We start from the raw sequence: 18,652 nt of genomic DNA on the forward strand, positions 1-18,652 counted from the left end.
GCAATCTGATACTCACTCGCTTATGCAACAGGACGTCGCTGCTCTATGTCATCGCTTCCAACATTTACCCAGCTGGAACAGCAGCAAAAAAGCCGCGATGCTCGTCGCTTGCTGATACTGGGATTATTGCTGGTTCTGGTTTTGATGCTCAGCTTGTGTGCGGGCGACAGCTGGATCTGGCCCAGCGAATGGCTAACCCCTTCAGCTAAACTTTTTATTTGGCAGATTCGGCTTCCACGTGCGCTGGCCGTAATACTGGTTGGGGCAGGGCTTGCCGTTTGCGGTGCGGTAATGCAGTCGCTGTTTGAAAATTCATTGGCCGAACCGGGACTGCTGGGCGTTGCCAGCGGGGCGGGCGTGGCGTTAGTACTCTGTGTGATGTTCGGTCACGGCCTGCTACCGGTGTGGATGATGAGCCTAGCCTCGGTTTGTGGCGCACTGCTCGTCACGTTCCTTTTGCTCTATTATGCACGCAGGCGCTTTTTCAGCCATTCACGACTGCTGCTGGTGGGCGTTGCGATTGGCATTATCTGCAGCGCCATCATGACCTGGGCAGTGTATTTTAGTTCGAGCATTGATTTGCGTCAGTTGATGTACTGGATGATGGGCGGCTTTGGCGGTATCGATTGGCGTCAATCCTGGCTGGGGGTGTTGATGATACCGGTGCTAGTCTGGCTTTGCTGGCAGGGACGGTCGCTTAATTTATTGGCACTTGGCGTAAATCAGGCACAGCAGCTGGGTCTGCCCGTCGTTCTGTGGCGCAATGTGTTGGTACTGGCAATGGGGTGGATAGTCGGCATTAGCGTTGCCTTGGCCGGTGTTATTGGTTTTGTTGGCTTGGTGATCCCCCATCTTTTGCGCCTGACCGGCATGACAGATCAACGCCGCCTGTTGCCCGCTTGTGCGTTGGCCGGAGGCTCTGTGCTGCTGCTGGCGGACGTGATTGCGCGTGTCGCTCTTTATTCGGCCGAGCTGCCGGTTGGCGTGGTTACCGCCGTGTTAGGCGCACCCCTGTTTATTTGGCTGCTGACGCGGGCCGAGCGTACCGATTAACCTGTCGTTTGCAGCCTTCAACTCAGAATTTACTATCATCATCGTTCTTAACCGAACCCCGACAATAGGATATGACTCATGAGTAACGCGATTTATGCAACGCCTTTGACCACTATCGATGGCAAATCTACCACCCTTGGCGCATACGAGGGCAAGGTATTGCTGGTAGTGAACGTAGCCTCGCAGTGCGGCCTGACTAAACAGTATGAAGGATTGGAAAATCTGTATCAGACCTGGCACGAGCAGGGCTTTGAAGTGCTGGGATTCCCTTGCAACGAGTTTGGCGCTCAGGAGCCCGGTACGGAAGAAGAGATCCAGACGTTCTGTACCACCCAGTTTGGCGTTAAATTCCCAATGTTCAGTAAAATAGAAGTTAACGGTGAGGGGCGTCATCCTTTATATACGGCGTTAATTGCGGAAAAACCCCAGGCAATAAAGCCAGAAGGCAGCGAATTTTATCAACGTTTAGCCAGCAAAGGCCGCGAGCCGCTGAAAGCAGAAAATATTCTGTGGAATTTCGAGAAGTTCCTGATTGGGCGCCATGGCGAAGTTATCCAGCGGTTTGCACCGGATATGACGCCCGAAGATGCTTTGTTGAACGATGCCGTAAAACAGGCCGTGCAAAAATAAGCAGCAGTATGAAAAGGGCGGATAATTTCCGCCCTAAAATTTTTAAACGCTGTCAATAAATGGTTCGTTTATGCTGCAATTAAATCAACTGAACGTTGTTTCACGTTTTTTACCTTTCAGTATCGAAGTATCACCGGGAACACGCGTTCATATTATTGGCCCTAATGGCGCAGGAAAGAGTAGCCTTTTGGCAAGTATTGCCGGCATGTTGAATGCCGAAGGTGAAGTATCAATTGCGGGCCAATTAATCAGCAGTCTTTCAGGGCGCGAGCTTTCACGATTTCGCAGCTATTTGTGCCAGCAATATTTACCCCTTTCGGTCATGCCCGTATTCCAATATTTATCATTGCATCAACCGGCAGAGGTTAACGCCGCGCAGCTTGAAGAAACGTTAATGATGTTATGTGAGCGGCTGCATTTGGCGGACAAACTTTCTAAGCCTGTGACACAGCTTTCTGGGGGAGAATGGCAGCGCGTTCGGCTGGTCGCAACACTGTTACAAGTTTGGCCGACCTTGAATCCGCAGGGGGCACTTTTATTGCTTGATGAACCCGCAAATAGCCTTGATATTGCCCACCAGCTTGCTATTGATCTGATCGTCAATGAATTTTGCGCTGCGGGAGGCATTGCCATTATCAGCGATCATGACCTGAATCACACGCTACATCAGGCGTCGCAGGTTTGGCTGATGTCAAAAGGTGAGGTAATTGCGGCAGGACCTTGTGAGGCGGTTTTAAAACCCGCTAACCTTTCTCCGGTATACGGTGTTTATTTCCAGTTGCAGCATTTTTCAGGAAAACCGTGGATTATGGCCTCTTAATGTCACAAATTTAAAAAAATAAATAATTTCACTGCTATGTTATTTGTAAGAATTAAATACCTCGTTAATAAAAATTGATTTCTTTTCTGGTCATTATTAGCTAGTGTGCGTTATCACCTCTGAAAGCTTGCAAGGATTGCTAGCATCGCCTCTTTAGTTGATTTACAACAATGAATTAGCTAATAGCCTGTAAACAATTCTTTTCTCTCAGAACGCTTGAATATCCTTAATGTTAAATTAAGCTTAAACAACAATAATATTGCCATTGTTTATAGGGTGGCGTTTACTCTACGTTAAATAAACAGACGATACAGTTTGCCCTGACCCACATGCCCTTTTTGCCGTCCTTAAATTACAGGATATGCTACATGGATAACTTTTTACCCTTCTCCCGTCCTTCAATGGGAGACGAAGAAATCAAGGCTGTTGAGCAAGTATTACGCTCTGGATGGATTACCACCGGACCGCAAACTCATCAGTTGGAGCAGGACTTTTCAGCGGCATTTGGCTGTAAACACGCTATAGCGGTGAGTTCTGCAACAGGGGGTATGCATGTAACGCTGATGGCGTTGGGAATAGGCCCGGGTGATGAAGTCATTACGCCTTCTCAAACGTGGGTTTCTACTCTGAACATGATTGTGCTTCTTGGCGCCGAGCCGGTAATGATCGATGTAGACCCGAACACCCTGATGGTCCGTCCTGAAGACGTTGCTGCTGCCATTACCCCCAAAACCAAAGCTATTATTCCCGTGCATTATGCGGGTGCCTCGCTGGATCTCGACCCGCTTTATGCGCTGGCCGAAGAACATAATATCCCTCTAATTGAAGACGCAGCCCACGCGGCAGGTACGCAGTATCGCGGCCGCTGGATTGGTGCTCAGGGTACCGCGGTGTTCTCATTCCACGCCATCAAGAACATGACCTGTGCCGAAGGGGGACTGGTTGCCACTGATGACGATGAACTGGCTGCCAAGGTCCGTGCTTTGAAATTCCACGGTCTGGCGGTTGACGCTTTTGACCGTCAGGTGCAGGGCCGACGTCCACAGGCCGAAGTGATTGAACCTGGCTTTAAATATAATCTTTCTGATATTCACGCCGCCATTGCCGTTGTGCAGTTGAAGCGTTTACCCGAAATGAATGCCAGACGTGCCGAGTTGGCCAGTCTTTATCTTGAAAAACTGCAGGGCACGCCGTTCCTGCCGATGCAGGTACCGACCTATCCTCATTTGCACACCTGGCACCTGTTCATGATCCGCGTGGATGAAGAACGCTGCGGTATCAGTCGCGACCTGCTGATGGAGCGTCTGAAAGAGCGTGGGATCGGGACGGGACTGCACTTCCGCGCGGCCCACACCCAGAAATATTATCGTGAACGTTACCCTGACTTGTCACTGCCAAACAGCGAGTGGAACACTGCGCGCCTGTGCAGTTTACCTCTGTTCCCTGACATGCAGGACAGTGACGTTGATCGCGTTGTTGACGCGCTTAAATCCCTGCTGGAGAAGTAAGTAGTGGCTCAGTTTGAAGTGATTAAAAAAGTTTCCGTGGTAATACCGGTATTCAATGAGGAAGACAGCCTTCCAATATTGATTTCTCGTACGGTTGCTGCGTGCCGCAAGCTCGCGCAACCGTTTGAAATCATTCTGATTGATGACGGCAGCACCGACAATTCAGCTCAAATGCTGACTGAGTATGCTGAACAGCCTGAAAACTGCGTCATTGCCGTGCTCCTTAACCGTAACTACGGACAGCACTCGGCCATAATGGCCGGTTTTAATCAGGTCAGCGGTGACTTGATTATTACCCTCGACGCCGACTTGCAGAACCCGCCGGAAGAAATACCGCGCCTGGTGCTGAAAGCGGAAGAAGGGTATGACGTAGTGGGCACCGTGCGTGCCAATCGTCGTGACACCTGGTTCCGTAAAAGCGCTTCGAAGGTCATCAATATGATGATTCAACGCGCCACCGGAAAATCGATGGGCGATTACGGCTGCATGCTGCGTGCCTATCGTCGCCATATTATCGAGGCGATGCTGCACTGCCACGAGCGCAGTACGTTCATTCCCATTCTTGCCAATACCTTTGCGCGTAAAACGGTCGAGATCCCGGTACAGCACGCCGAGCGCGAGTTTGGTGATTCAAAATACAGCCTGATGAAGCTGGTCAATCTGATGTTTGACCTGATCACCTGTTTAACCACCACGCCGTTGAGAATGCTCAGCGTTGTCGGCAGTTTTATTGCCCTGTTCGGCTTCGTGCTGGCATTAGTGTTGATTCTAATGCGCGTTATTTTGGGTCCCGAATGGGCAGCAGAGGGCGTGTTCACGCTGTTTGCACTGTTATTTATGTTTATAGGTGCGCAATTTGTCGGGATGGGACTGCTGGGTGAATACATCGGTCGTATCTATAACGACGTGCGCGCGCGTCCACGCTATTTTGTTCAAAAAGTCATCGGTGCACAGCCCGTTGATGTCGATACAGATCAGGAAAATAAATAATGAAAGCGATTGTTTTTGCCTACCATGATATTGGTTGCGTTGGCTTAAAAGCTCTGGTTGAAGCAGGCTATGACGTTCAGGCTGTGTTTACCCATACCGATTCACCTGACGAAAATAACTTTTTCGCCTCGGTAGCTCGCACGGGCGCGGAACTGAATTTACCGGTTTATGCACCGGAAGATGTAAATCACCCGCTTTGGCTTAATCGCATTCGCGACCTGCAACCGGACGTGATCTTCTCTTTCTACTACCGCAATATGCTGAGCGAAGAGCTGTTGGCTCTCGCCCCGCAGGGTGGCTTCAACCTGCACGGCTCGCTGCTGCCTCATTATCGCGGTCGCGCACCGGTTAACTGGGCATTGGTTAACGGTGAAACTGAAACTGGCGTTACACTGCACAAAATGGTTAAGCGCCCGGATGCCGGCGACATTGTTGGCCAGAAAGCCGTCAGTATCGACGCACAGGACACCGCATTAACGCTGCATGGTAAAGTGCGCGAAGCTGCACAGGCGTTGCTGAAAGCGCAACTTCCTTCCATGCTTGAGGGCGATTTCACCCTAACACCGCAGGACGAGTCCAAGGCCAGCTACTATGGTCGCCGCACAGCCGCCGACGGTGAAATCCATTGGCAAAAGTCTGCTACCCAAATCAATAACCTGATCCGTGCAGTGACCGAACCTTATCCTGGCGCATTCAGCTTCCTGGGTGAGCGTAAGATGGTTATCTGGCGCGCGCGCGTGCTGGAACAGGCTCACGACAAACAGCCAGGCACCGTGTTAAGCAGTGATCCGCTGGTGATCGCCTGCGGTGAAGGCGCACTGGAAATCGTTGCCGGTCAGAACGAATCAGGGCTTTATGTGCAGGGTACCCGTTTGGCAAGTGAAATGGGTATTATGCCAAACGTTCGCCTCTCACCACGCCCAACGGCGGTAATGAAGCGTCGTACTCGCGTGCTGATTTTAGGCGTTAACGGCTTTATCGGTAACCACCTCAGCGAGCGCCTGCTGCGCGATGGCAACTACGAAATTTACGGTCTGGATATCAGTTCAGATGCCATCAGCCGCTTCATGGGCAATCCTAATTTCCACTTTGTTGAAGGTGATATCAGCATTCACTCCGAGTGGATTGAATACCACATCAAGAAATGTGACGTTGTGCTGCCGCTGGTGGCAATCGCTACGCCGATTGAATACACCCGTAATCCACTGCGCGTGTTTGAGCTGGACTTCGAAGAGAACCTTAAGATCGTTCGCGACTGCGTTAAATACAAAAAACGCATCATCTTCCCATCCACGTCCGAAGTTTATGGCATGTGTGATGACAAAGAGTTTGATGAAGACACCTCACGTCTGATTGTCGGTCCTATCAACAAACAGCGTTGGATCTACTCGGTTTCCAAGCAGCTGCTTGACCGCGTTATTTGGGCTTACGGTGCTAAAGAAGGTCTGCGCTTTACGCTGTTCCGTCCGTTTAACTGGATGGGACCTCGTCTGGACAACCTGGATGCTGCACGTATCGGCAGCTCGCGCGCCATTACTCAGTTGATCCTCAATCTGGTTGAAGGTTCACCGATTAAGCTGATTGATGGCGGTGAGCAGAAACGTTGCTTTACCGATATCAACGACGGCGTTGAAGCGTTGTTCCGCATCATTGAAAACAAAGACAGCCTGTGTGATGGGCAAATCATTAACATTGGTAACCCAACCAACGAAGCCAGCATCCGCGAATTGGCTGAAATGCTGCTGAAAAGCTTTGAAGCGCATCCACTGCGTGACCAGTTCCCGCCGTTTGCCGGATTCAAAATGGTTGAGAGCAGCGCTTATTACGGTAAAGGGTATCAGGACGTTGAGCACCGCACGCCGAGCATCAAGAACGCGCGCCGCCTGCTGAACTGGCAGCCTGAAGTCAGCATGGATAAAACGGTAGATGCAACGCTGGACTTCTTCCTGCGCACCGTTGAATCACCTGCCGAGAAAGGATAAGGCTTTGACCGAAATGAAAAAAGTAGGCCTGAGAATTGATGTAGATACCTGGAGCGGCACCCAAAAAGGGGTTCCTGAGTTGTTAAGGCTTCTGGATAAGCATCACATCAAAGGCAGTTTCTTTTTCAGCGTTGGGCCGGACAACATGGGGCGCCATTTATGGCGCCTTTTGCGTCCCCGTTTTTTGTGGAAAATGCTGCGTTCTAATGCGGCATCGCTCTACGGAATGGATATCCTGATTGCCGGTACTGCCTGGCCCGGCAAGCTGATCGCTAAAGCGTTTGCGCCGTTAATGAAGCAGACGGCTGATGCCGGTCACGAAATCGGGTTACATGCCTGGGACCATCAGGGATGGCAGGCCAAGGTTGAAAAGTGGACACCAACGCAGCTTGAGCAGCAGGTTCGCAAAGGACTTACCGCGCTGGAAAACAGTATCGGTCGTCCGGTGGACTGTTCGGCCGTTGCCGGATGGCGCGGTGACCAACGTGTTATTGACGTTAAAGAGAAATTTAACTTTCGCTATAACAGCGACTGCCGCGGTACGGCACCGTTTCTCCCGCTTTTAGCCAATGGACAACCGGGAACTGTGCAAATACCGGTGACCTTGCCCACTTATGATGAAGTGATTGGTACGCAGGTTAAGGCAGACGGTTTTAACGATTTCATTCTGGACGCTATTGCGCGCGATGAAGGCGTACCGGTATATACCATTCATGCCGAGGTTGAGGGCATGTCACTGTCTGCCATGTTCGATCAATTACTGACACGAGCAGAGCAGCAGGGGATCAAATTTTGTCCACTGGGTGAGTTATTGCCCGCCGACAGCAAAACGTTACCCACCGGTCGCGTCGTGCGTTCGGCGTTTCCAGGTCGAGAAGGGTGGTTAGGCTGCCAGCAGAAAGGATTAGACTGAATGTCGAACAGTATTAAACGCGCTTACGGTTTTATGTTGCTGTTGTTTTTTGTGCTGATTTATTTGGTGCCTTTAGATTTACGTTCGCTTTGGCAACCTGATGAAACGCGTTATGCAGAAATCAGCCGCGAAATGCTGCAGCGGGGCGACTGGATAGTCCCCCACTTTATGGGCCTGCGTTATTTCGAAAAGCCGGTTGCGGGCTATTGGTTCAATAATATCGGCCAGATGATTTTTGGTCATTCTAACTTCGCCGTCCGCGTTGGATCTGTGTTCTCAACGGCGATGAGTGCACTGCTGGTGTTCTGGCTAGCTAACCTGATGTGGCGCAATCGCACTAAGGCTTATACGGCCACGCTGATTTACCTCTCCTGTGCGCTGGTTTTCGGCATAGGTACCTACAGCGTACTGGACCCCATGATCACGCTGTGGATGACGGCGGCGATGGTCAGCGCCTACTTTTGTTTACGGGTTAATTCAACAAAAGCGAAAGCGTTGAGCTGGATAGCGCTGGGCCTGGCCTGCGGTATGGGCTTTATGACCAAAGGCTTTTTGGCGCTCGCGGTGCCGGTTATTGCCGTTTTACCTATCGTTTGGCGCGAAAAACGCTTTAAAACCCTGTTCGCCTGGGGGCCTCTGGCCATAGTGAGTGCCGTGGCAATCAGTCTGCCGTGGGTGATAGCCATTGCGCAGCGCGAGCCGGATTTTTGGCGCTATTTCTTTTGGGTTGAGCATATTCAGCGTTTTGCTGAAAAAAATGCCCAGCACAGTGCGCCTTTCTGGTATTACATTCCGGTGCTCATGCTTGGCACACTGCCTTGGCTGGCGTTAGTACCAGGTGCTCTGGCCAGCGGATGGAAGAAAAGAGTGCTGCGTCCCGAGCTATTTTTCCTGCTTAGCTGGGCGATTATGCCGCTTATTTTCTTCAGCATTGCCAAGGGAAAATTGCCAACCTATATTCTGCCTTGCTTTGCCCCGCTCGCGCTACTGATGGCCGACTACTTTGAACAGGTCCGTCAATCGGTTAATTCGCGAGTGCTCAAGGCTAACGGCATCATCAATATCCTGTTCGGGGTGGTGGGTATTATTGCGTTGCTGGTGGTGTCGGGGCTGTTCCCGCTGCACGTTAAGCCGATTTATACCCGCGTTGAGCTGTATAAACTTCTCATTGCCTTGCTGTGTTTCGCCGTTTGGGGACTTGCCGGTGCGTTAAGTATGACGCTGCCCCGCCGTTGGTATTGGGCCGCCGCCTGCCCGCTGGTGCTTTCGCTGCTGATTGGTCAGGCTATCCCGCAAAAAGTGGTGGACTCCAAACAGCCTCAGGAATTTATCTTGCAGAACATTCAGACTCTGCAGCAGAGCAAATATGTGCTGAGTGACGACGTCGGCTTTGCGGCTGCGCTGGGTTGGGAGCTTGAACGCAGCGACATTCTGATGTTTGATGAAAAAGGTGAACTGGAGTACGGGCTGAACTACCCGGATGCAAAAGGTCATTATATCAGCGGCAAAGACTTCCCTTCATGGCTGTTGAAAGCTCGGGAGCAGGGTGACGTTTCAGTGGTTATCAAGCTGGATCATGATTTGCAAACTACGGCAAATCTGCCGCCGGCCGACAACGAAATCAGCGCCGGTCGCTTCAGGCTGCTGGTGTACAAAAAACTGCCATGATGGGCTATTTGTTGGTTCTGGTTGTTAGCATCCTGACCTGTGCGGGGCAACTTTGTCAGAAAAAAGCCGCACAGCTGGGTCAGCACCAGGTCACGGGTAACCTGGGGGCGATCCTCCGCTGGCTGATACTTGCCATTTTTCTGATGGGCTGTGGATTATTGCTGTGGCTGCGCGTTTTGCAGCTGCTGCCGCTGAGCGTAGCCTATCCGATGCTGAGTCTGAATTTTGTACTCATTACCTTTAGTGCCAATTGGTTTTTTGACGAGGCAATCGACCGCCGACACTGGATAGGCGTAGCATTTATTATGCTGGGTATTTTGCTGATGGGGTTAAGCGCGTGAAGGGACTTGGATGGGGTATCTCTAGCCTGCTTTTGGTGAGTGCGGCGCAGTTACTGATGAAATGGGGCATGACCCATATGCCAATTTTTTCACTGGATCAGTTTGTTTTTTCGCTAGTTATCAATAATCTGCTGCCCGTTTTCATCGTCTGCTGCGGTATTGCAGGCTATGCATTATCCATGGCTTGCTGGTTCTTTGCTCTGCGTCAAATGCCCCTTAACCGTGCCTACAGTTTGCTGAGCCTGAGTTATGCGCTGGTCTATCTCGGCGCAGTTTGCCTGCCTTGGTTTAACGAAAACGTGCATTGGCTCAAGTCACTCGGTGCGTTTTTCATCCTGTTCGGCGTTTGGCTTATTCACAGTAAACCCGGCGTTCACGCAGAAAAATAATCCCATTCTCAGCCTTCGCCTTTGCAAATATCGCAGATAGTAGTTGGACGGCGGATAAAATAGCGCTAAATTCTTTTAATCCTTAGATAACGGTAAGTTATCCAAAATGCACAACCGCTCAGGAATTTTGTATATATTGTTGGCATTGATGGCGCTGATCCTCAGCGGCTGTAGCGGCCATGCACCGCCGCCAAGCGGGAGAATGGCCAACTCTGCTGTCGTTGTGGCTCAGCTGAACGATCAACTGAGCCAGTGGCACGGTACGCCTTATCGCTACGGTGGGTTGAGCCGAGGCGGTATTGATTGCTCAGGCTTCGTTTTCCGCACATTCCGCGATCGATTCGGCGTTATTCTTCCACGCAGCACCGCGGCACAAACCGAGGTTGGCACCAAAATTTCGCGTAAAGAACTGCTTCCTGGCGATCTGGTATTCTTTAAAACCGGTGCAGGTGAAAACGGTCTCCACGTGGGCATCTATGATTCTGGAAATGAATTCATTCACGCCTCAACCAGTCGAGGTGTAGTGCGTTCTTCGCTGGATAACGTCTATTGGCGCAAGGTTTACTGGCAGGCACGCCGAATTTAACTTCAGGACGAACATTGATGACCGCTTTACGCCTTCTGCTTTCTGACTCTTACGATCCGTGGTTTAACCTGGCGGTTGAAGATTGCATCTTTCGCCAAATGACCACTCAGCGCGTGTTGTTCCTGTGGCGAAATGCCGAAACCGTGGTCATCGGGCAGGGGCAAAATCCGTGGAAAGAGTGCAACACTGCCCGCATGGAGCTGGATGGTATTCGGCTGGCGCGACGCAGCAGCGGCGGCGGCGCGGTGTTTCACGATTTAGGTAACACTTGCTTCACGTTTATGGCCGGTAAACCCGAATACGATAAAAGTGTTTCGACGCAGATAATCCTCAACGCATTGTCGAGCCTCGGCATTCGCGCCAGCGCATCGGGACGAAATGATTTAGTGGCGCTAACCGGCGAGGGTGAGAGAAAAATCTCCGGCTCAGCTTATCGCGAAACGTTGAACAGTGGTTTTCACCACGGCACGCTGCTGCTGCATGCCGATCTTAGTCGGCTGGCCAACTACCTCAATCCCGACCCTAAGAAACTGCAGGCCAAAGGGATTACCTCGGTGCGCTCTCGGGTGGCTAATCTTAGCGAGTTTGTAAAAGACATCAATCATCAGCAGATAAGTGAAGCAATTACCGAGGCTTTTTTTGACTGGTACGGTGCACGGGTAGAGCCAGAAATTATCTCTCCTGACGTTTTCCCCGACCTGCCGGGATTTGCTGAACAGTTTGAGAAGCAGAGCAGCTGGCAGTGGAACTTCGGTAAAGCCCCCGCGTTTAGCCACGAGCTCAATGAGCGGTTTACCTGGGGTGGGGTTGATATCCATTTTGACGTTGAAAAAGGACGCATCAGCCGCGCACAACTGTTTACCGACAGCCTGAATCCCGAACCGCTTAATAATTTCGCCCATCGTCTGGTTGGGCAAAAGTATCATGCTGACGACGTTATCATGGCCTGTCAGGCCTCGTGCGCTCAGTTTCCTGATTTTCGTGATGAGTTAGAACAGCTGCAACACTGGATGGTGGGTTGCATCCAATAAAAACCGTAGGGCGAGAAAAAGCCCATACCGCCGCCGCAATCCAGCCTACGATCGTCCAGCCCAAGAGCAGATTTAACGCAAAGATCGCCGGGAGATTGTTATGCTTCCTGTGATCAGCAACCAGAAAGGGCAGGAAATAGCCCGCGACCGCAAGAATAACGGCGACCGGTACCAACATTTCACCTGTAGTCACTTATTAACTCACTGAAAAATTAGAATTCAGCACTTTAAATTTGTTGCCTGGAAATTTCAATTGCAATCGCATTTGCTAACAATGTTGTCTTTTTTTTGCCCGCTATCACAGCCGCAAAAAGGCTTTCCGTCAGGGGAAAATAGTTTCTCCCCCTGACGGAAAATTGGCCTTTATTAAGACTGCCAGCCCAGTCCCAGGCTTTTTTGCAACGCGACATAGTCCAGCGCTAAATCGGTCTGTGACTGAATACGCTTTTGGCTCGCGCTTAGACGAGTGCGCTGCGTGTCGAGTACGTCAATCAGGCTGGCTACACCCGCATTATAGCGCTGCTTCATCAGCACATCGTCGCGGTCTGCCCCCTGTTCAACCGTCATGTAACTCACCAGTGTCTGTCGCTGTTCGCCATAGCGGGAAAGTGAACCATTGGCGTCACGCAGGGCATCGAGCACCGTTTTTCGCCATTGGGCTTCGGCTTCATCGCGTTGCGCCTTGGCGACGTTTATTTGCGAACGAATGCGACCAAAATCGAGAATGTTCCACTGCAGCATCGGCACGAGCAGCCATGACTGGTTGCTTTGGTTGAAGACCTGGCTACCGGTATCACTGCTGAAACCAAGAATGCCGCGAAGGGTGATTTTAGGATACAAATCCGCGACGTGTTCACCAACGGTTGCGGTGCTGGCCGCCAGTTTACGTTCGGCATTGCGCACATCCGGACGTCGGCGCAACAGGTCTGTGGGGTCTCCCACTTTGATTTCACCCGGTTGAGCAGGTAGCTTCACAGCACCGGAAAGCAGGTCGTCCAGTGCGCCCGGCGTAAGGCCGGATAAAAACGCCAACTGATCTTTGTAGCCGTTTATCTGTGCGCGCTGAGTGGGCAACTCAGCCTGACTGTTTTCAAACTGGGTTTGCAGTCGATTAACGTCGCTCTCGTTAGCCGCGCCGCGTGCCTGACGTTGACGAGTCAGGTTTAGCATTTGCTGTTGCAATACGAGATTCTGCTGCAAATTGGCCAGTTGCTCCTGCGCGCCACAGAGTTGAAGATAATTACTGGCCACCTCGGCGGCAATGGCCACCTGCGTGTCGGCCAGACTAGCTTCGCTTGCCTGCTGCTGAGCGCGGCCTGCCTCGGTGGCACGGCGCTGTCCGCCAAACAAATCAAGCTCCCAGCTGGCGTCAAAGCCGCTGCTGTAGAGGTTGAGCGGGTTGTTTAACGATAAGTCTCCCGTGCTGCTCTCTGGCAATTTGGCACGTACCAGAGCGCCGCTGGCGTCAAGTTTTGGCAGCTGTTGTGCCTGATCCCCCGCCAGTGACGCCCGCGACTGCTGCAGACGTGCACGGGCGATATCGATATCAGGGTTGTGCTGCATGGCCTTCATAATCAACTGGTTAAGCCTGCTGTCGTTAAATGCTAACCACCATTGAGACTGCACCTGCCCACTGCTGACACCCGAAGCAGGCAGGCGGGTAAATGTCGACGTGAGCGGCACACTCGGCGTTCCGTGATAGTCAGGTCCTACGCTGCAGCCGGTCAGCAGAAGCGCTAGACTGCCCAGCGGGACAAATCGCAATAATTTATTGTTCATTTTCTGTCACTTATTAGTTAAACGTGGGGTGCGTAACAACAGCGCCAGTGGAATACAACACACCAGAGCCACGCCCAGTACGAAAAACGATTCTGAGTAAGTCATTACCAGCGCCTGCTGGGAAATCTCGTTGGCCAGCTGCCCCATGGCCTGCATTTTTGCATGCACCATGTCGCCACTTCGGCTAAAAAACTGACTCGTACTGGCCGATATTCGGCTGTCTGCCAGCGGCGAGTTAGCGGTCACAGATTCTCGAATAATGTCATCATGGAGTTTTCTCTGGCGGTCAATAAAGATGCCTAGCAGCGCCAGCCCCACCGAGCCGCCGAGGTTACGCATCATGTTGTACAGTCCGGCTGCATCGGCAACTTCATCGTCGTTTACCGCCGCCATCGACGCCTGATTGAGCGGCATCATCGCCATGATTTGTCCGGCACCTCGCAGCAGCTGCGACCAGAAAAAATCATCCCCGGTGCTTTGGGTAGTCATCGAAATATCGAGAAAACAGCTCAGTGCAAAGAAACCAATGCCAGTGATGACCAACAGCCTTGTGTCGACACTGCGCAGCATGCGTGGCAATACCGGCATTAGCATCAGGCTCGGAATACCGGATACCAGCAATACCATCCCCGACTGCTGCGCGTTGTATCCCACGATGCCGCTCAGAAACTGTGGCAGCAGATAGAGCACGCAGTACAGCCCCATGCCGAGCACGAATATGATAACCAGCACGCTGACAAAGCGCGGGTTGCGCAATAAAGAGAGGCGGATAACCGGTTTTTTGGCGGTGAACTGCGAGATGCTGAGCAGGATAAAACCGGCCACCATCGCCACTGTGAGCCAGATAATCAGCGTGGAATCAAACCAGTTATCGCGCTGACCCTCTTCAAGCACCACGGTAAGGCAACTGAGCCCGACGCTGAGCCCGATAATGCCCAGCCAGTCTGCCTCCATAAAGCCTTCCCAGTGCGGTTTTTCCTTGGGTAATCCGCTTAATAGCAGGGCGATCAGGCCGATCCCCACCGGAAGATTGAGGAAGAAACACCAGTTCCAACTGACGTTTTCAGTCAGCCAACCCCCGAGTACTGGGCCCATTACCGGCCCGAGGATCACAATAACCCCAAAAATGGACATCCCCAGCGGTAACTGCCTGCGCGGCAGCCGGGTACGTATGATCATCTGTGCGGTAGGGATCATCGCTCCGCCGGCAAAACCCTGACCAACGCGGCCAATGATCATCTGCGTCAGGCTGCTCGAGACGCCACACATCACGGAAAAAGCGATAAACAGCAGCGCACACCAAAGCAAGAAGTTGCGCAGCCCGAGCAGGCGACTAAGCCAGGCTGCCAGAGGGATCATCACAATTTCTGACAGCAGGTAGCCGGTGGAAATCCACGTGCCTTCAGTGCCCGTTGCACCAATCTCGCCCTGAATTTGCGGCAGGGCCGAGTTAGTAATCGAAATATCCAGCGTCGCCATTAACGCACCCAACGCACCGGCAAATACGGCTATCCAGTCGGTGACCGAGGCAGAGGGCTGAGTTTGCTCAAGCGTGGTGCTGCTCATGGCTGCGCCTGATGCTGATTAGGGTGAGTGTTGACATCCACCGTTACTGACATGCCCGCCAGCAGGCGTTTTACAGCGTCGCTGGTGTCAGTAATACGAATACGTACCGGCACGCGCTGAACGATTTTAGTGAAGTTTCCGGTGGCATTATCCGGCGGGAGCAGGGCAAACAGCGAGCCGGTTCCTGGGGCGAAACTGTCAACTACGCCGCTAAAATCGTGGTCGGGAAACGCGTCGACGTGCAGCGTTGCCGCTTGGCCAGGCAACATGTGGGTAAGCTGAGTCTCTTTAAAATTGGCGACCAAATAGAGATCGTTCTCAGGCACAACGGTCAGCAGGCGCGTGCCCGGCTGTACGTATTGGCCAACGCGTACGGCGCGATCGCCAACGCGGCCATCCTGCGGGCTATAAATGACTGTGCCACGATAATCAATATCGGACTGCGCACGGTTTGCCTCTGCGGACGCAAGCTGTGCCTTGGCCTGTTCTATCTGCGCATGCATCGACTGAATTTGCGCCGAAGCTGATTTCACTGCGGCGACGTTGGCATCATAATCTGCCTGCGCCTGGTCGCGACTGCGGCGCAGTTCAGCCAGTTTTTCCTGATTTTCTGCACCGCTTGCAGCCAGAGGAAGGTAGCGCTGATATTCACGATTCGAATAGTTGAGTTGAACCTGAGCAGAACGCTGCTGCGCCTGAGCCTGTTCTATCTGTGCATTCTGTCGATTAATCTCGGCGGTGGCCTGATCGATAGCTGCGCGATCGGCCATGATATTGGCAGAAGCCTGATTCAGTCTGGCTTGATATTGGTCGTCTTCGAGCTGTACCACTGGCTGACCGGCTTTAACCCACTCGTTATCTTTAACCAAAACTTTGGACACATAGCCCGAAACCTTTGGCGCCAGTGTCACACTGTCGGCCTGCAGATAGGCATCATCGGTTGATTCGTTGTAACGAGCGATGAAAAACCAATATAAGAATGCTATCAGCGCAATCAGGACCGCCACCGCGACAACGCGGAAAATAATACGGCGTTTTCTATTGGGTTGGGACTTTACGTTTACCGCAGGTGGGGCTTCTGAAGGCGTTGTCATCGAGGCTAGTAACACAGAGAGAACCTTATAAGTGAATTTATTACACTTGAGATAAATATTCCAAATGGGACAATTGTGTCAAGTGATATACTTTTATTATGCAAATTGACTGTTATAATTCGCATGTTTTGCTACAGGAATTGATTAATGAATGATGACAGCCTCCCGAAACAGCTTCGCCATCCGCCTTCTGGCGGCTATGCCCGCGGTGATGAAACCCGGCAACGTATCATCGACAGCGCGATAATTCTGTTTGGAGAATTAGGCTTTGAAGGCGCCTCGACGCGAGCGATTGCAAAACTGGCTGGCGTGAACACGCCCGCACTGCAGTATTATTTCGAGAATAAAGAAGGGCTGTACGTCACCTGTGTGGACTTTTTGGCGCAGGAGAGTTATGACTGGTTCGCCCCTCTGCTCAAGCATATTGAGCTGTTGAAAAATCCTGATGCCGAAACCTGCATTGAAATGTTTTGCCAGATGCTGGAGACCGTGCTTGAGCGCGTGTTAAACAATAAGGCCGTGCATCAGCGGCGCCTTTTTCACGTTCGAATCAAAATGGGGCAGGGGCCAGAAAGGGCAGCAAGTCTGTTCAATGAAAAACTTCTCTGCCACATTCATCTTGCCGGTGTCACGTTGGTTTCGCGCATAACGGGCAGTTCGCTTGATGATGAGCAGGCGCAAATCAGAGTGCTTTCGCTGTTTGGCCTCGCCACGACGTTTTATACCGTGAAGCATCCGGCATTAGGTTCCAGCGATGGCAATGAGTTCCCCTATGATAAAATGTCATTAATCAAACGTAACGTTCGCGAGCAGTGCCAGGTACTTATGCGCAGCTGGATGGTTTAAAGAGGGCTTATGCCGCAATTCGAACACCACTATTTCGACCAATTACCCGGTTTTTATACTGAACTGCAACCTACGCCGCTTAAGAGCGCAAAACTGCTGTATCACAGTGTGCCACTGGCGGAAGAGTTGGGGCTCGATGCATCCTTGTTCAAGACTGAAAATTCGGCCTATTGGAGCGGTGAGAAGCTGTTTCCTGGCATGAAGCCTTTGGCTCAGGTTTACAGCGGCCATCAGTTTGGTCAATGGGCCGGTCAGCTCGGCGATGGGCGCGGCCTGCTGCTCGGTGAACAAAAATTGTCCGACGGGCGTTATTTCGACTGGCATTTAAAGGGCGCAGGGCTGACTCCCTACTCACGCATGGGCGACGGCCGTGCTGTTTTGCGCTCTGTGATACGCGAGTTTCTTGCCTCAGAGGCGTTGCATCATCTGAGTATCCCTACCACCCGTGCGTTAACTATTGTCACCAGCGAAGAGCCGGTTTATCGCGAGCAGACAGAACGCGGTGCAATGCTGATTCGCGTAGCGCCAAGTCACATCCGTTTTGGGCACTTCGAGCATTTTTATTACCGCAAACAGCCAGAACAGGTCGCCATGCTGGCTGACTACGCGATTGAACATTTTTGGCCAACACTCGCTGGGGAGAAAGACCGCTATCTGCTGTGGTTCACCGACGTGGTGGCACGTACGGCAAGCTTGGTTGCGAAATGGCAGAGCGTTGGTTTTGCTCACGGCGTAATGAATACTGACAATATGTCGATTCTAGGCCTGACCCTCGACTTTGGGCCTTATGGTTTCCTCGACGACTATAAGCCGGACTTTATCTGTAATCATACCGACAGTCAGGGGCGTTATAGTTTTGATAACCAACCTGCGGTGGCTTACTGGAATTTACATCGGCTGGCGCAGGCATTATCGGGGCTGATGTCGACCGAACACTTGCAGACTGCCATTGCTGCCTACGAACCGACGCTGATGGCCGAATATGGCAGACTGATGCGCGCCAAGCTGGGTTTGTTCAGTGAAAATAAGCAAGACAACGCCTTGCTGACCGATTTATTGAGTCTGATGGCCAAAGAGGGGCGCGATCATACGCAGACCTTCCGCCTGCTTAGCGAGGTTGAACAGGCCGATGCAGGGTCACGTTTGCGTGATGAGTTTATTGACCGCGAGGCGTTTGACACGTGGTATCAGGCTTATCGTCAACGCCTGTTGCTTGATCAAAAAGACGATAGCGAGCGGCAACAGGCGATGAAGCAGGTTAATCCGCGCGTAATCTTGCGCAACTACCTGGCGCAGGAAGCCATTGAAGGCGCTGAAGTGGATGACATAACTCAACTGACGGCGCTGCATAATGCGCTGCAGCAGCCTTACAGCGACGACCCACGTTTTGATAAACAGGCTGCATTGCCGCCGGACTGGGGCAAACATCTCGAAGTTTCTTGCTCAAGCTAAGTCT

18 protein-coding genes are annotated in these 18,652 nt (G+C 51.9%); 14 read left to right on the forward strand and 4 right to left on the reverse strand.

Going from position 1 to position 18,652, the window contains the following annotated elements; genetic code table 11:
- The first annotated feature begins 45 nt into the window (after positions 1-45).
- The 12 genes from btuC (at position 46) to GA565_RS09005 (ending at position 11,911) form a co-directional block, all read left to right on the forward strand.
- Positions 46-1,053, forward strand: a complete 1,008-nt coding sequence (gene btuC / locus GA565_RS08950; RefSeq protein WP_152198172.1) for a vitamin B12 ABC transporter permease BtuC — start codon at positions 46-48, stop codon at positions 1,051-1,053.
- 78 nt (positions 1,054-1,131) lie between these two features.
- Positions 1,132-1,683: a glutathione peroxidase gene (locus GA565_RS08955; RefSeq protein WP_152198173.1), complete on the forward strand. Its 552-nt coding sequence runs from the start codon at positions 1,132-1,134 to the stop codon at positions 1,681-1,683.
- Positions 1,684-1,753: 70 nt separating this feature from the next.
- Positions 1,754-2,503, forward strand: a complete 750-nt coding sequence (gene btuD / locus GA565_RS08960; protein ID WP_152198174.1) for a vitamin B12 ABC transporter ATP-binding protein BtuD — start codon at positions 1,754-1,756, stop codon at positions 2,501-2,503.
- A gap of 368 nt (positions 2,504-2,871) precedes the next feature.
- On the forward strand, positions 2,872-4,011 hold the full coding sequence (gene arnB / locus GA565_RS08965; protein WP_152198175.1) for a UDP-4-amino-4-deoxy-L-arabinose aminotransferase: 1,140 nt from the start codon (positions 2,872-2,874) through the stop codon (positions 4,009-4,011).
- 3 nt (positions 4,012-4,014) lie between these two features.
- Entirely contained in the window at positions 4,015-5,001 is a 987-nt protein-coding gene (gene arnC / locus GA565_RS08970; protein ID WP_152198176.1) for an undecaprenyl-phosphate 4-deoxy-4-formamido-L-arabinose transferase, read from the forward strand.
- Complete coding sequence (gene arnA / locus GA565_RS08975) at positions 5,001-6,983, forward strand: bifunctional UDP-4-amino-4-deoxy-L-arabinose formyltransferase/UDP-glucuronic acid oxidase ArnA (protein ID WP_152198177.1); 1,983 nt, start codon at positions 5,001-5,003, stop codon at positions 6,981-6,983. The genes arnC and arnA overlap by 1 nt, the downstream gene beginning before the upstream one ends.
- Before the next feature lie 13 nt (positions 6,984-6,996).
- On the forward strand, positions 6,997-7,896 hold the full coding sequence (gene arnD / locus GA565_RS08980) for a 4-deoxy-4-formamido-L-arabinose-phosphoundecaprenol deformylase (RefSeq protein ID WP_152201386.1): 900 nt from the start codon (positions 6,997-6,999) through the stop codon (positions 7,894-7,896).
- Positions 7,897-9,564: a lipid IV(A) 4-amino-4-deoxy-L-arabinosyltransferase gene (arnT, locus tag GA565_RS08985; RefSeq protein WP_152198178.1), complete on the forward strand. Its 1,668-nt coding sequence runs from the start codon at positions 7,897-7,899 to the stop codon at positions 9,562-9,564.
- The gene (gene arnE / locus GA565_RS08990; protein WP_152198179.1) at positions 9,561-9,905 is read left to right on the forward strand and encodes a 4-amino-4-deoxy-L-arabinose-phosphoundecaprenol flippase subunit ArnE; all 345 of its coding nucleotides are present in this window, start codon (positions 9,561-9,563) and stop codon (positions 9,903-9,905) included. The genes arnT and arnE overlap by 4 nt, the downstream gene beginning before the upstream one ends.
- Positions 9,902-10,294 (forward strand): 4-amino-4-deoxy-L-arabinose-phosphoundecaprenol flippase subunit ArnF, encoded by a 393-nt coding sequence (arnF, locus tag GA565_RS08995; protein ID WP_152198180.1) that lies wholly within the window; start codon positions 9,902-9,904, stop codon positions 10,292-10,294. Before arnE ends, arnF begins: the two co-directional genes overlap by 4 nt.
- Positions 10,295-10,400: 106 nt before the next feature.
- Complete coding sequence (locus GA565_RS09000; protein ID WP_152198181.1) at positions 10,401-10,880, forward strand: NlpC/P60 family protein; 480 nt, start codon at positions 10,401-10,403, stop codon at positions 10,878-10,880.
- A gap of 17 nt (positions 10,881-10,897) precedes the next feature.
- On the forward strand, positions 10,898-11,911 hold the full coding sequence (locus tag GA565_RS09005; RefSeq protein WP_152198182.1) for a lipoate--protein ligase: 1,014 nt from the start codon (positions 10,898-10,900) through the stop codon (positions 11,909-11,911).
- Here the strand turns inward: GA565_RS09005 and GA565_RS24940 are convergent.
- The 4 genes from GA565_RS24940 to GA565_RS09025 form a co-directional block, all read right to left on the reverse strand.
- Positions 11,820-12,089 (reverse strand): superinfection immunity protein, encoded by a 270-nt coding sequence (locus GA565_RS24940; protein ID WP_152201388.1) that lies wholly within the window; start codon positions 12,087-12,089, stop codon positions 11,820-11,822. The two genes, GA565_RS09005 and GA565_RS24940, sit on opposite strands and share 92 nt — an antisense overlap.
- 188 nt (positions 12,090-12,277) lie before the next feature.
- Positions 12,278-13,690, reverse strand: coding sequence for an efflux transporter outer membrane subunit (locus GA565_RS09015; protein ID WP_152198183.1), 1,413 nt, complete (start codon positions 13,688-13,690; stop codon positions 12,278-12,280).
- A gap of 6 nt (positions 13,691-13,696) precedes the next feature.
- On the reverse strand, positions 13,697-15,256 hold the full coding sequence (locus tag GA565_RS09020; RefSeq protein ID WP_152198184.1) for a DHA2 family efflux MFS transporter permease subunit: 1,560 nt from the start codon (positions 15,254-15,256) through the stop codon (positions 13,697-13,699).
- Positions 15,253-16,365, reverse strand: coding sequence for an HlyD family secretion protein (locus GA565_RS09025; RefSeq protein WP_226950932.1), 1,113 nt, complete (start codon positions 16,363-16,365; stop codon positions 15,253-15,255). Before GA565_RS09025 ends, GA565_RS09020 begins: the two co-directional genes overlap by 4 nt.
- Before the next feature lie 132 nt (positions 16,366-16,497).
- On the opposite strand from GA565_RS09025, the gene GA565_RS09030 reads away from it, so the two are divergent.
- Together GA565_RS09030 and GA565_RS09035 are read left to right on the forward strand one after the other, a co-directional pair.
- A complete protein-coding gene (locus GA565_RS09030) occupies positions 16,498-17,196 on the forward strand; it encodes a TetR/AcrR family transcriptional regulator (RefSeq protein ID WP_152198185.1) in 699 nt (232 codons plus the stop codon).
- 9 nt (positions 17,197-17,205) lie between these two features.
- Positions 17,206-18,648, forward strand: a complete 1,443-nt coding sequence (locus GA565_RS09035; protein WP_152198186.1) for a YdiU family protein — start codon at positions 17,206-17,208, stop codon at positions 18,646-18,648.
- Positions 18,649-18,652 lie beyond the last annotated feature (4 nt).

Source organism: Rouxiella sp. S1S-2 (genome assembly GCF_009208105.1).
Lineage (GTDB): Bacteria > Pseudomonadota > Gammaproteobacteria > Enterobacterales > Enterobacteriaceae > Rouxiella.